The 15,470-nt window shown below is 28.2% G+C and carries 9 protein-coding genes; 2 read left to right on the top strand and 7 right to left on the bottom strand.

From position 1 onward, the window contains the following. The 6 genes from IPH62_08255 to IPH62_08230 form a co-directional block, all read right to left on the bottom strand. Window positions 1–1,113: a glycosyltransferase family 4 protein gene (locus IPH62_08255; GenBank protein ID MBK7105261.1), complete on the bottom strand. Its 1,113-nt coding sequence runs from the start codon at window positions 1,111–1,113 to the stop codon at window positions 1–3. Beyond that, the gene (locus IPH62_08250; protein MBK7105260.1) at window positions 1,114–2,289 is read right to left on the bottom strand and encodes a glycosyltransferase; all 1,176 of its coding nucleotides are present in this window, start codon (window positions 2,287–2,289) and stop codon (window positions 1,114–1,116) included. A 65-nt stretch (window positions 2,290–2,354) separates the two neighbouring features. Continuing rightward, window positions 2,355–3,362 (bottom strand): NAD-dependent epimerase, encoded by a 1,008-nt coding sequence (locus tag IPH62_08245; protein MBK7105259.1) that lies wholly within the window; start codon window positions 3,360–3,362, stop codon window positions 2,355–2,357. Window position 3,363: 1 nt separating this feature from the next. Further along, window positions 3,364–4,323 carry a hypothetical protein gene (locus tag IPH62_08240; protein ID MBK7105258.1) on the bottom strand — a complete coding sequence of 320 codons (960 nt, stop codon included), beginning with the start codon at window positions 4,321–4,323 and terminating at the stop codon, window positions 3,364–3,366. Window positions 4,324–4,334: 11 nt separating this feature from the next. Next, window positions 4,335–5,807, bottom strand: coding sequence for an MBOAT family protein (locus IPH62_08235; protein ID MBK7105257.1), 1,473 nt, complete (start codon window positions 5,805–5,807; stop codon window positions 4,335–4,337). A gap of 248 nt (window positions 5,808–6,055) precedes the next feature. After that, the gene (locus IPH62_08230) at window positions 6,056–7,210 is read right to left on the bottom strand and encodes a hypothetical protein (GenBank protein ID MBK7105256.1); all 1,155 of its coding nucleotides are present in this window, start codon (window positions 7,208–7,210) and stop codon (window positions 6,056–6,058) included. A 274-nt stretch (window positions 7,211–7,484) separates the two neighbouring features. Here IPH62_08230 and IPH62_08225 point away from each other — a divergent pair, with 274 nt between their 5' ends. Continuing rightward, on the top strand, window positions 7,485–9,941 hold the full coding sequence (locus IPH62_08225; protein MBK7105255.1) for a hypothetical protein: 2,457 nt from the start codon (window positions 7,485–7,487) through the stop codon (window positions 9,939–9,941). Window positions 9,942–10,350: 409 nt separating this feature from the next. On the opposite strand, the gene IPH62_08220 is transcribed toward IPH62_08225, so the two are convergent. Then, window positions 10,351–11,658 carry a lipopolysaccharide biosynthesis protein gene (locus IPH62_08220; GenBank protein ID MBK7105254.1) on the bottom strand — a complete coding sequence of 436 codons (1,308 nt, stop codon included), beginning with the start codon at window positions 11,656–11,658 and terminating at the stop codon, window positions 10,351–10,353. A 668-nt stretch (window positions 11,659–12,326) separates the two neighbouring features. Here IPH62_08220 and IPH62_08215 point away from each other — a divergent pair. Then, window positions 12,327–15,404, top strand: coding sequence for a T9SS type A sorting domain-containing protein (locus IPH62_08215; GenBank protein ID MBK7105253.1), 3,078 nt, complete (start codon window positions 12,327–12,329; stop codon window positions 15,402–15,404). The last annotated feature ends 66 nt before the right edge of the window (window positions 15,405–15,470 follow it).

Genomic DNA, 15,470 nt, shown 5'->3' with positions numbered 1-15,470 from the left:
TTACTTTATTTTACAATTTATCATATCATTTAGAAACTGTTTAGCTAATATTTCTGGATTATGCTTATATTTTATATAATTGTAACAATTATCTTCAAAATCTAAATATTTTTTAAGCTTTAAGAAATCTTTTAAAATATTAGGTATATATCCATATTCTTCAGCAACAATACCTAATTTATATTCCGAGATTATATTATCGGGATTTACATTCTTTGTTGTAATAACCGGAACTCCAACAGACCATGATTCTAAAAAAGTATTTGAAAAACCTTCTAATCTTGAAGTATTTAAAAGGCAAAATGCTTTTTTTAAAAATTGAGTTATCTCACTGTTAATAATGTGACCTACAAATTCAACATTTTTTAGATTTTCCAATTCACGAAGCCCAACCTCTGTATCTTCATCCGTAATTTCGAATTTACAACCAGCAATTTTAAATTTTATTGAAGGAAGGCTTTTTGCAATGAATGCCAGAGCAGGAAGATTTTTTTCATATCTAAAATTTCCAACCCAAGCAATATATTCTTTCGAGAAATTAGATGTTAAAGGTTCTTTTATTTCAAATGGATTATACAATATTGATATACTTTTACTATTAAATTTCTTTTTGAGTGTTTCAAACTGGTATTGATTTTGGCAAGAAATATGAGTAGCATTTCTAATTCCAAAACGATAGAATAATAAGTATAATTTAGAAAAATGCTTCAATATTCTGTCATCAACGTCCATGTCACTTGCTATTCTATGAATAAAAGGTAAATTTAATAATTTTGCAAGAAAAGCAAATATTCCAGTATATCGATTAGCGCCCTCTTGAACGATGTATGAAGGTTTATTATGTTTTAATAACTTGTATATTTTAAAGATTTGAAATATGAATTTTTTATTTTTATCAATACCCTCTAATATTTCAAAATAATTATAATTATTTGTGCTTTTGGTACCAATATATGTCAATAAGGTACAACGGCATCCTATTTTCGAAAAGGCTTTCATCCAACTAAGCCACTCAACAGCAACACCACCAAAAGGTTCTGATCTGTTTTGCAGTATTAAAGGAATGTGCAAATCAAAGTAAAGAATATTTATTTCATTCTTAATTTTTGTCATTTAATAAGTTATTTCTTCATAAATTTCTGCAATTTTTCTTGCATAATTTTTTACATCAAATTTTTCTAAAACTTTTTTACGTGCCTTTAAACCAATTGAATGTCTTAAATAATTTTCTTTTGACAAATTAATTACAACATTAGCTAGTTCTATAGGATTTTGCGGAGTAACCAAAAAGCCATCTTCTTGATCATTAATTATCTCTATAGGTCCGCCAATTTTTGTTGCAATAACAGGTTTTTCAAGTGCCATTGCTTCCGTTATTACCATACCAAATGGTTCGGGCTCAATGGAAGTATGAACAATTATTGTACATTTATTCATATATTCAACAACATTAGTTATATGTCCAGTAAATTCAAAATAATCTTCTAATTTTTTTCTTTTTACACTAGTTTTTAAATCTTGTTCGTCAGGCCCGTTACCAACGATAATAAACTTTATATTTATGCAAGATTTAACTATTAATTCTGCTGCGTTAATTAAAGTTTGTTGACCTTTCCATTTTTCCAATCTTCCAAAGCACCCAACAATTATTTCATCACTTTCATTTGCATTAGGTTTAAATTCTTCTGTGTCAATCCCGTCATAAATTGTTATACATTTTTCTTCGGAAACTCCATTTTTCGTATATACACTTTTAGAAAAATCAGACATATTGATAATGCAATCTAATTTTTTAGCAATTATTCTATCAATTGGATCGGGCGGGTAAAGTCCTCTATTATGACTAATTGTTTTTACTTTAGTTAACAATGAAGCCACCAAAACAGACCTATCACCAGTAAGATAGTGGTTAGCATGAACTATATCTATGTTATAATCCTTAATTACTTTAATCAGATTTATAATATCCGGAACTCTTTTAACTAAATGCTTTATACTACTTAAGATAATCCTTAAATTACTTGGATTATTTGCGAAGGTAATTTGTTTTGTATTTGTAGCATTTGTTTGTTTACTATTTTTTTTTCTTTCTTTAATTGGTACCGGAATCAAAGTTACATTTAGCTTTTCAAGTTCATCAACAAATTTACTTCTTTCCTTATATAGCAAAATTGGTTCATATTTTGTTTTGTCTAAAAATTTTATTAACAAATATAAACAAGTATCAGAACCTCCTGCTGAACCTCCTTGCATCAAATAGTATAAAATTTTTTTTTTTCTCTCACTCATATCTTAATTTTTTATGTTATTTCAAGATTTAATATTTTTTTAAATTTTGAATTCCTATAATATCTTTATTTATAATATTCTTTATACCATTCCACAAATTTTTTCAAACCATCTTCAATACTCGTAGTTGGTTTAAATTCTATGTAATCATTTAAAAAAGAAATATCGGCAAAAGTTGAGTGAACATCCCCGGGCTGCATAGGTAAATATTCTTTTTTGGCTTCTATGCCAGTTTCTCTTTCGAGCACATTGATAAAGTGTATTAATTTTACTGGTTTATTATTACCTAAATTAAGAACTCTATATGGAGCAAAACTAGTTGAAGGTTCTGCTTTCATTCTGTCCCAAGCATCATTTTTAACTGGGGCTTTATCTAAAAGTTTAACTATTCCTTCAACAATATCATCTATATAAGTAAAGTCTCTTTCAAGGTTTCCATCATTAAATACCTTTATTGTTCTACCCTCAATTATATCCTTTGTAAACGAAAAATACGCCATATCTGGTCTGCCGTAAGGACCATATACCGTAAAGAATCTTAAGCCCGTAGTTGGAATATTATACAAACTAGAATAAGTGTGTGCCATCAGTTCGTTACTCTTTTTTGTTGCTGCGTATAAAGAAACCGGATGATCAACGTTATCGTTTTCTGAAAATGGCTGTTTAAAATTTGCCCCGTAAACAGAACTTGAAGATGCGTAAATTAAATGTTTAATCGAAAACTTTCTGCATGCTTCCAAAATATTAATAAACCCAACAATATTGCTTTCAATATATACAAATGGGTTTTCGATTGAATACCTGACTCCCGCCTGTGCTGCTAAATTAATTACATAATCAAATTTTTCTTTTTTAAATAATTCAAATATTTTTTCTTTTTCAACCAAATCTATCTTTTCGAATTCAAAATTTTTGTAACTTTGTAATCTTTCTAATCTTGCAATCTTTAGATTTACATTGTAATAATTATTTAAGTTATCTAAACCAAAAACATTATAACCACGCTTACAAAGTTCATTTGATAAATGATATCCAACAAATCCAGCTGCACCGGTAATTAATATAATTTTCATTTTAGTATTTTATATTTTTTAATTCTACGGTTAATAATTTGGTAAAATAATTTGCTCCATCTAAATTCAAATGCGTAAAATTATAAAGATACTTTTCATTTTTTGAAATATCTGAGTTTGAATAGTCATAGTAATAAACAAAAGGCTCACTTAAAGAATTATAGTACACACCAATATCTTTAAGATTATGAGTTACTTCTTTTAATCTATAATAGTTTGGTAAAACAATAAAAACTAAAATGATTTTATTTTGTCTGCAGTATTTAATTAATTCGGAAATATATGCTTTATAATCCTGCGGAGCGGAGCAATTTATGCCGTCTGGGTGTTCTTTTTTATACTGCTCAAAATTGCTTGACCATTTTGAATTATCGGGTAAAAAACCATTAATATATTTTTCTTGGTCTCTAAACGACTGAATAAGTTCTATTCCTAATTTGGCGTAAAAATCAAAATTGTAATAAATTAAGTTTACCGGAAAAAGATATTTATTATACCAAATATCTGGATCGATTCTCTCTAAACCTTTGAACAAAGAATCATTTGAAAGATATGGCAAATATTTAAAAGGTTCATAAATAGTATTTGAAATATCCCCTCCAAATTGAGCAATATCTTGGATTAAGATTTTAGGAGTTTTATTGTTTTCAAGATACCACTTTAATTTTGGTAATTGAACACCAAGATCAGAACCATCGGAAGCAATATTATAGCATGTTAAGCCAAGCTCTTTTTCAATTACCTTGGGATTTATTGCCTTTAATGCCCTCGAGGAACCGCTTATTAAAATATCGGCATTAATTTTACCTTCATTTATTTTATTAAAAACACCATACTCCCCTACGTTTATTGATTTAACCGCAAAATTAATTATTGTTTGTAAAACAAAAATTACAACAAGGAATCCGGCAATAAATACAATTGATTTTTTAATAAACGGTAACATTAAATTTTTATTCATTGAAGTTAAAATTAAAATTGAAAGTAAATAAATTCCTGCATGCTGAATTCGCCGAAAGAAATTATTGCAATTAAAATTGCATAATAAATTGCGTATCTAAGAACTATAGGTTTATCCGAAAGGAATGATCTCATTTTTCTATGGCGCTGGAAAAGATGAACGAATTCCATAAAACCTATTGATAGAAGAGCTAATACGATTCCTCTTTTCGTTAAACCAAGAGCATTTTCAACGGCACCCGTTGAATTTAACAGAGATACAAAATCTTTTATGTTAAGTGGAAAAATATTAGAAAGAATGTAAATTGCATCGTTAAATGAATTTGCTCTAAAAAATACCCATGCAAATAATACCAAATGAAATGTTATTGCAACATCAACATATTTTCTTAATCGTGTACCTTTTTCTAATCTTAAAAACTTATAAATTTTGTTTACAATATCTTTTGTCCATGTGGCAAATATCAAATAAAACCCATGTATTGCTCCCCATATTACAAACGTCCAGTTTGCTCCGTGCCATAATCCGCTGATCAAAAATGTGAAGAATAAATTAAAGTACCATTTCCATTTGCTTGCTCTATTGCCGCCTAACGGAATGTAAACATAATCCCTAAACCATGTTGATAATGATATGTGCCATCTTTTCCAAAATTCTGATATACTTTTAGAAAAGTATGGTCTGTTAAAATTATCCATCAGCTTAAAACCCATTACCTGCGCTGCGCCTATTGCAATATCCGTATACCCCGAAAAATCGCAGTATATCTGAAATGCAAAAAAGTATGTTGCCAATAAAAGTGGAAATCCTTCATAACTTTCCGCATTATTGTAAACCTGATTTACAAGTATAGCCAGTCTATCTGCAATTACAACTTTCTTAAAAAATCCCCACATCATTAATTTTAAGCCGTCACTCGCTCTTTTTGTATCGAAGTCATGTTTTTCAAAAAACTGAGGCATTAAGTTGGTTGATCTTTCTATTGGTCCGGCAACTAACTGCGGAAAAAATGTTACATACAAAGCAAAATATCCAAAGTGATGTTGTGCTTTTATTTCTCCTCTATAAACATCTATTGAATAGCTCATCGTCTGAAAAGTATAAAACGAAATACCAACAGGCAAAAGAAGCTTAAATGTTGGGGAATCTAAAAAAATGTTATAATAATTGAGAACATCAACAAAGGATGTGCTAAAAAAATTGTAGTACTTAAATGTAAATAATAAACCTAAATTGGAAAGCAAACTTAGTATTAAGAATTTCCGTCTCTTTTTCTTTGTCTCTGATTTCTCCATCATTATACCGGCATAATAATCTATTATTGTGGAAATTACTAAAAGTATTGCATACTCCGGTTTCCAGCACATGTAGAAATAATAACTCGCCGATAATAATAATATCCATCTGTATTTATGTGGTATCATAAAATACAGCATTACTACTAATGGAAAAAATATCAGAAATTGTATTGAATTAAATAGCATAATTTATTTTGTTTGTATGTTTTTATATAGCTTCGCCAACTAAGTCACAGAAAAGTGTTTAATCAATAATATTTAATAAGTATTAATGTTGGCAATATTTATGCCGTTTCAAAATAATACGAAAACTATGTATTATTTTGAAAATAAACATAACTATTGTATAAAATTATCTTTACTATCGTATCATTTTGATATTGATTGAGTATTAAATATCAATTTAGGATGGATTTAGTCTTGAAATTTCAATATTAGTCACCTTTTGTGTAAATATCATACCAATATAAAACCTCGATTGTAAGAACATCTTTTACACTGTATAGATCACTATCATAAAGTTTATTGTTTTTATCCATGCACAAATAAAGAGTATTATTTTTCAAATATCTATATAAATTCTGTAATAGCGAATTTTCTAACTCTTTTTCCATTTTTCCTTTTAACGATAGTAGACTTGTAATATTAGAAATTATGTATTGCGAATAGTGGATAATTTCCGGTTCAAAAATTCTATTTTTGTTAAATCTAATATGACCTTTAAGAAAATCTGTAGCTTTTGAATTAGTTATTTGTAATTTTTCTCTAATTTCTGTCTTCAAATATTCGGACTTTTTGCAAAAATCTAATGTCAAAATTACTATTGGATGATATAATAAAAGGTATGTGCCTTGCCTTAAAAAGTTATATGGATAATGTCCGTCTTCCGCAATTTTATTAATGCACAAATCGATTGAATCATTCATTGCTTCAGCAATATGTTTGTTATAATGATGCTTGAGTAATAATGAGCATGCAAATGCAAATGTCGAAGCAGCATTTAAACACCAAAAATTATCAGCTTTTGTATGAACTAAGCTTGTTTCTTTTCTATACAAAAATTTAAGCATTGCATCAAAAGTTTCAACAGCTGTTTCAAGATATTTTTTTTCATTTGTTAATTCGTAAGCTTTAATTAAAGCTAAAGCTGCCCATGTTGATGCGATTCCTTCGTCTTGATGATCCCATGAAACTTGATTAAAAGTAAAAAGACTATTTTCACTTCTCATTGAGATTAAGTAATTAGTCATTTTCCTAACTAATTCTTTAACTTCAAAACTATCTATTTTTGCTTCACTGTTATTACATAGAATTAAAATAATTCTTGCCTGACTTAGCAGCATCGGTGTGTTTTGATTTGTTACATTTGTATTAAAAAAGATATTATTATTTTCTTCAATTAAACCTTTCTTCAAATGCTGCCATAAGTATGACTTGAATTCTTCATCAATAACATTATTCTCGGGTTCTATTCTTTTTTCTAATTTATTGTGAAGCAAAATTTTAGTTTTTCGTAGAAATAAAAAGAAATAGTAATATAAATTCTTTAAAATATTGCCAGTTAACACTTTATTTAAAATTTTTTTCATCTTTCTCATAATCAGTTTCTTTAACAAATCAATAATTGTGCAAAAAAAAAATTTAATGATTTCTTAACCATTTTGTGTATCAAAATTAGCTAAATTTCATTCTGATGCGTTCGTAATTTAATCAACTGAAATAATCGAAAAAAAATATAGTAATTTGACGTGTTTTATAAGTCAATCGAAAATATATTTTAAATATTTATAAGGGCACAGTTATTGCCAAATTTAATTATTGTTCTAATTCTACGATTATTAGATAATAACTTATAGGTAAGTCATGCATAAATTTTTAATCATTTCATATTTATTGTTTTTGAATATTTCTTTGTTTTCTCAAAATATATATTATGTTGCAAAAGATGGCAGCGGCAATTTTTCAACAATTTCTGAAGTAAACAAAGCAAATTTAAAATCTGGTGATATTGTAAACTTTAAAGGCGGGCAACAATTTTCCGACGCAACATTAGAGTGTAAAGTTGGAGTTACATACTCCACTTATGGAAATGGAATAAAAGCAATTATCGGTGATAGTTTAAGTTCGCTTTCAAGTTCACACACAACTAATATTGAAAACCCAAATGTAGTGATAAATAACCTAAAAATATATGGCTATGCCAATGCTTCTGATATAATAAGAGTAAGAGCAAATTATTTAACTATTACCGATTGTGAAATAATTGGCGGTCAGAACGCACACGATAAGAGAACTGTTGGAATAAATCATTCGTATTATAATTATGGAATTGGTCATTCATATTTAAGAAATACTATCAGAGATATGGGAATTGGCATATATATAACTTATCCTTATGAAACAGAAATCGCATATAACGAAATGTATAATTTCTATTTTTTAGATGGCGAAATGGATTATGGCGGTTATGGCATTGGGGGAGAAAGGCGAGACTTTACTGCCGGAGATACTTGGAATACAAATTATACTTTTCATATTCATCACAATAATATTTATAATTTTGAATATACGGCTATGCCAGTTGGAAATTCCAAAATGTTGATTGAGTATAACGAAATTCATAATAACCTTGACGAAAGAATTTATAGAGGTGGTGTAAAGCATGGTTCTGTTGGTAAACTTTGGGATAATTACGGTTCAACGGGAGATACGAAAACTGGTGGTGTTGGATTAGTTTTTAGATATAATTACATACACGATTTGGTAAGACGAGGAGAAGCTAATTACACTTATGGTCAGCAAACTAAGTCTGGGGTATTGGCTGGGACATATACAACTCTATCTACTAATAATGGGACTGGACAGGCTGTTTACCAATATTCAGTTGCTAATAATTTAAGTGATTATAATGGCTTTGCTCCTCATTTTGGGGATGCACCTCAAGAATCACCGGACAACGTACTAAGTGGTTTGGGTTATGGAAACTACTATATACATAATAATTTATTTGAGAATTGTTCCAATCAACTTATTGGGCGTTCATTTAATTATAACACTACTTATAGAAGTGATTTAGGGGCATATTTTATAAACAATACTGTTTTGAATTGCGGTTGGTTAAGTTATATTACAAAAGATAGAGCTTTAGTAATGACCGAAGCGACTTCCAGTAGTCCTTTCACTGTTATTAATAATATTTTTGATTATTCTCTTAGTGGTGCATATTATTTAGGGAGATATAGAGAAGAAGGTTTAATTCTAAGAAATAATATTTATATAAATAATTCCAGTACTGTTATTGGGAATAGTAGTATTAACAGTGGTTTAGTTGTTGTAAATAGTGGCGATAAATATGCAAGTGCATTTGAATACAATGCCGCAAACGACAATGGAACTTTGGATGCCACAGTTATAATAGCAAATGAGAAATATAATACTGATCCAAACTGGATTTCTACATCGTCAACTTATTTTGCTTCCAATATTGGGAAAAACGGTTCTTATATTCCAAACGTTTTTATCGCAGAAAATGGTAATTCTAATAATACCGGTTATTCCTTTAATAATTTAGGAAACGACCCAACTGGTAGAAGTTATGCCAATGATTTATTAGGAAATTTGAGATTAACAAATGACATTGGTGCATTTGGAATTTTATTAAAACAAAATAATACGCAAAATTCTACATCAGAATTAAAAATTTACTTAGAGGCTTGTTACACCAACAATACTATGAAAACTTTATTAAATAATGCATCTTACATTCCCCCAAAACAACCTTATAACATTAGTCCATGGTTGCTTGATGATAACGTCTCAACTATTACAAATCAAAATTATTACGTTGATTGGCTGTTGATTGAATTACGTGATTCTGAAAATAATACAAAATATAGAAAACCGGCTATATTAAATAAAGAGGGCATAGTTCTAAACTCCGATGGCACTAAATTTTCTTTTAACAATATTGAAACTGATGATTATTATATAGTAGTTAAACATAGAAATCACCTTTCTGTCATGAGTAAAGAAAAAGTTAGTATTTCAACAAATAACCCAATTGGTTATGATTTTTCTGTTTCATTAGACAGAGCCTTCGGAAACAATTCAATGGTCAATTTAGGTAATAGTATATTTGGTATGTATTCTGGTGATAGCGACGCAAACGGTATCATAAACAATTTAGACTTTGGAATTATTTACAACTATATTCTATCAACTGGATATTCTCAAGGCGATCTTGATATGAATGGAATTGTTAACGTTTTAGATTATTTTTTTATAAATAAAAATATTTTAAAAAGAAGCAACTTACCTTAGTTGATTGAAAATTGTAAATAATTTTTATTTAAAGAAAATATAAGATTATTATTTAAATTTAAAAAATAAATGATCTGTATTCTTTCCATATCTATTTAGTTAATATATTCTCGCGAAAAATAAGTAGCAGTATTAAATGTACTAAATAGTAAGTTATAATTAAAAAGTCTATCACTTCAAGATTAAATTAAATATTGATTTACTATTTCTTAATATTTAATTTAATCTAAATGACTAAGAAACTTCTTAAAGCTTAGGAATTCGACTTAGATCATTTTATTATTTTTCTAAAATTTTGAAGGATAAATTTATAATTTTCTTTTGATAGTGAAACGGTTGCATATAATGTTATTAAGCTAACCATTGTTTTCAAGATTATTGAAATAAGCAAGTTATCGATAATCAATAATTAAAAAATATTTAACGAAATTAATAAAACAAGACTCATTAAAATTGGGTAATAAAATAATTTTACAAAACTTCTAAAGGAGTTCTTTAAGGCATATTTTATAAGTAAATAAAAAGCTTGAAAAGTATTTAAAGAGAAAGCTATTAGTATGCCGTAACCAATTGAAATTAAATCTTTACCAATAAAAATCCCGTATAAAATTCCCAGAACAACAAATATTGTACTAATCAATCCAGAGTAAAATAACAAATCGGTTCTATTAGTTGCTTGAAAAATAGAACCAGTACTCGAAAGAACAATTTGAATTCCCACTGCTAAAGCTAAGATCTTAAAAACAGATATACTTTCACCCCACTGCGGACCGTACAAAATAAAAATAATTTCAGAGGCGTTAAAAAATAAAAAAATTGAAAGTGGAAATCCAATTATGGCAAGTAGCTTAACAATTTTATAGTATGCATCATATATTAGTTTATAATCATCTTGATGATTTGATAACACAGGGTGAAGTACAGGTGTAATAACCTGAGTAAGATTTTGTACCGGCATTAACATTAGTTTATAAGCTTTATCATAATTTCCTAAAGTAGCTGCATTGAAAAATTTACCGATTAACAAATTATCTAAATTTCCAGCAAAGTAATTGATGAATGTAAAAAGAAATTGATAAGTAGAAAATTTTGCAATTTTTCTTAATGCATTATATTTGATTTTTAAAGTAATAGTAACAGGACCTAGATAAAAGTAGGAGATAAAAAGTAATATTCCATTTAGAATTCCGTTTATTATTAGTGCGTAATATCCAAAATCCAAATAAGCAAGCACAACAGCAACTATCCCTGTTAAAAGATGAATGACCACACTTGTGATACCCATTTCTTTAAACTTAAGATTTTTTAATATTATTGCATTAGGTACTATTTGCAAAGAATTAAACAAAATTGAAATTGACATTAGTTTTGATAATCCTTCCAAAACCGGATGTTCGTAAAAAGATGCAATGAAAGGTGATGCAATGTAGAATAGGAACGAAAAAAAGAATCCTATTATAATTGTAAATGTAAAAATTGATGATAAGTCTTCTTCTGTAAGATCTTTATTTTGAACAATGGCTGTACTTATACCAAATCTACTCAATAAAGTAAAGAAACTTGAAATAACAGTTATTATAGTAACAATTCCAAATTCTTTAGGTGTTAATAATCTTGCTAGTAATGCGCCAATTATAATACTAACCACAATATCGCTATATCTTGCAAGTCCGCTATAAAAAATTCCTGATCGTATTTTTTTTCGTAAATCCGACATAAATGTTAAATAATATTAATAAAATGAAATATTAAAGAAATAAGTTTTGTAATAATACTTTTATTTTCAGACTTATGAATCAATTTTTTAGTTATAAAAATTATTCGTGTTTAAATAAAACATTCAAAAGCAAGTTTCCAGTTGTGTTTCAACAGAAAGTTTTAAAATCATTAGTTGGAAAATTATTTCCTAATAAAATGAACAGAAATATCTACTACTGCAAAACAAAATTTAAAATATTATAATTTTAAAAATCTTCAAACTCCATCAAAATTGGACTATAGTAAAAACAATTAAGATATTAATGTATTAGTTAATTGATTAAATATTTATATTTATTAAATTATATTAAAAACAATTATTTTTTACCTATGTAGATTTAAATCATATGTGATCCAAATCACATTTTTTGTTTAAGTTTTTATTATTTTTATTAAAATTTATCGAAATTTTTAGTATTTAATAATATAACAATGTTTGATATAATTTGTTAGAGTTTTACGGCAGATTTGCATTTCAAAAATGCAATAATAATTAAAATGAATAATGGTGTTCTGTTTTTTCTTTACATTTAAAGTATCACTATTTTTTATAATTTATATTCAGATCATTAAACTAATAAATAAAATTAAATGTAATTTAATTAAATAAATTAGGAATGAAAGGAGATGAATAATTTTCTTGTAAGCTTTCTTGTTATAATTTTTATTTCTCTATCAACAGATACAAGAAGTCAATATATTTCAAAGAAAGGAGGCATATGCTTCAGAACAGATGATAATCAGCCGATAAATATGTATTTAGAATACGCAGAAGTTTTTGATAAATACGACAAAGAATTTACATTTGCACTAAATTTTGCAATGCAGGAAATTACGTCAGAATATATAAATAAATTAAAATCTATCCAGTCAAATGGTCATGAAATGATGGACCATACTCCATTTCACAGAACGAATTATTTTTACACTATTTTAGGTGCTGATTTTTATAGGGATCATTCTGGTGTAGCAAATATTAAAGGGAACAAAATTGAATTAGCTCATACAAAAATAACTGAAGGCTATGCAAAAGTAAATTGTGTACGAACCGGCTATGTTGATATAAATGGTAATTATATTTATAGTAGCTTAGGTCAGTTCAAAGATTTTAACAAAACAGATTGTTATCTCTATTTTCCAACATTAGATAAATTAGTTTTTATTGACGAAAATACCGGCTGGATTGATAATTACAAAGTTCAAGTAAGAGGATTTTGGAGAAATGATGAGAGTTTAGGTGTTATTAAAAATATAAAATTTTATAATCTTGACATAAACGACGTTCATTTAACCCCACAAGCATTAAATGCTCTAATGCAAGAATCATTAAGATTGGCAGAACATTACAATTTAATTCGTCCATATACTTGGATACAACCAGGTGGTTATTTTCCACATGTGTATCGAGAAGAAATAAAGGAAGGGTGTCAAACTTCTTTAGGTTATAAATCCGCTGGTGTGTTTTCAAATCCAAGTTTAAAAGTATTTAACGAATATGATCCAAATAATGATAAAGAATATGGAATGAATTTCGGAGATTTTCATGAAGATACAAAATCATTAGATGAATGTAAAAATATTATAGCAAACAGAATTGCTAAACATCACGTAGTTATCGGGCACAGCCACTTTAGGGAATTGCTTGGTGGTTGGAGTGGTTTTCTAGAACGAACTGAAAAATTAATTCAATGGTGTATAGAAAATGATATCCCTATAAAAACATATTCACAATGGGCAGATATTCTATATAATCAAATTCCCAATCCATATGAAAATATATTTCCTAATTTAAATATTGACAAAGATCAAAACAATCTTCCGGATGGTTTTGAAAAATTGACAGATTCTTATTTAGATAAGACGGATGGAATATCACAAAATGAAAATATGTCTTTGGCAATAAATAAGAAAGGTACAATAGCTAAAATTATTGATCTCGCCGGTCTTGAAAAAGGACAGAATTCATTTGAATTGTGGACGAAAGGAGCCCCCGGAAATTTTATTGAGGTTGACTTTCAAGTTGGTTCTAACAACTATATTTTCAAATTCCCTGCTGAAAGTTCTACATGGACAAAACATACGCTAAGTATTTCAACTAATGGTACCAAATCTTTAATTATTCCTGAAAATATTTCTTTAATAAATATTACCATCAGAAGTACAAATTTTAGTTCCGGAACAATTAAAATTTGCGGAATGAAAATGAGTAAAGAGAATATAAATCTCCCTGTAATTGAACTTAGTAAAAATTTAGATGTTTTTGATGCTAATAGCGGCAGTACAAGTTTTAGTGTTACATCGAATATAAGTTGGAAAGCAGAAAGCAATTCCAGTTGGTTAACAGTTTCTCCTTCTTCTGGAAATAATAATGGAACTATTACCGCTAGTTTTTCTGAAAACACTAACTCTTCTCCAAGAAATGCTGTTATTACTGTTTCAGGCGGTGGTATTTCTAAAACTATTTCCATTACTCAAAATGGTAAACCTTCTTCGGGCGGTGAAACTGGTAATTATATAAATGTTCCCGAGTCTTTATCCTTAGGAAGAGATGCCGGTTCTACTACTGTTAATGTTAATTCTAATATTACTTGGACCGTTAAAGATAATACCGGTTCTGTTGGTGGATGGATTAGTAAATCTCCTAAATCTCTTGCCGGTAACGGGACTATTACTGTACGTTACTTAGCTAACAATACCGGTAAAGACAGAATAGGTCAGCTTATTTTCTCCGGTAGTGGGATTACTAAAACTATTAACGTCTTTCAATCTGCTACAACTTCTTCTGTTCCAAATAATAATAATTCACTTTCCATAAATACTTACAGCCAAACTGTTTCTGCTAATAGCGGCAGTACAAGTTTTAGTGTTACATCGAATATAAGTTGGAAAGCAGAAAGTAATTCTATCTGGTTAACTATTTCTCCATCTTCCGGAAATAACAATGGAACTTTAACTGCTAATTTCTCTGAAAATACTAACAATACTTCAAGAAATGCTGTTATTTCTGTTTCAGGCGGTGGTATTTCTAAAACTATTTCCATTACTCAAAATGGTAAACCTTCTTCGGGCGGTGAAACTGGTAATTATATAAATGTTCCCGAGTCTTTATCCTTAGGAAGAGATGCCGGTTCTACTACTGTTAATGTTAATTCTAATATTACTTGGACCGTTAAAGATAATACCGGTTCTGTTGGTGGATGGATTAGTAAATCTCCTAAATCTCTTACCGGTAACGGGACTATTACTGTACGTTACTTAGCTAACAATACCGGTAAAGACAGAATAGGTCAGCTTATTTTCTCCGGTAGTGGGATTACTAAAACTATTAACGTCTTTCAATCTGCTACGACTAATATGCTTTCCAAAGTAGAAATTAACAATGATAATCAATTTGGTTTTTATGAAACCGATGTAATGCCAATAATTGATCATTATGAACTATTTCAAAACTACCCTAATCCGTTTAATCCAACTACTACAATTAAATATTCTATTCCTTCAAGCGTGAAAGGAGAAACGTCAAAAGTGAAACTAATTGTTTATGATGTTTTAGGAAAAGAGATTGAAACATTAGTAAACGAAACTAAATCAGCCGGAAATTATGAAGTAACGTTTGATGCAAGTAATCTCTCTAGCGGAATATATCTTTATAAAATACAAGCTGGAAAATTTGTAGAAATCAAGAAAATGATTTTGTTAAAATAGAAATATTAAAATTTGCTAATTTATTAAAGTTTTATTTAGTTAATATAATATAATTTTAGATTTATT

It is taken from the genome of Ignavibacteriota bacterium, from assembly GCA_016708125.1.
GTDB lineage: Bacteria > Bacteroidota > Ignavibacteria > Ignavibacteriales > Melioribacteraceae.
This window is presented reverse-complemented; position numbering and strand designations above follow the sequence as displayed.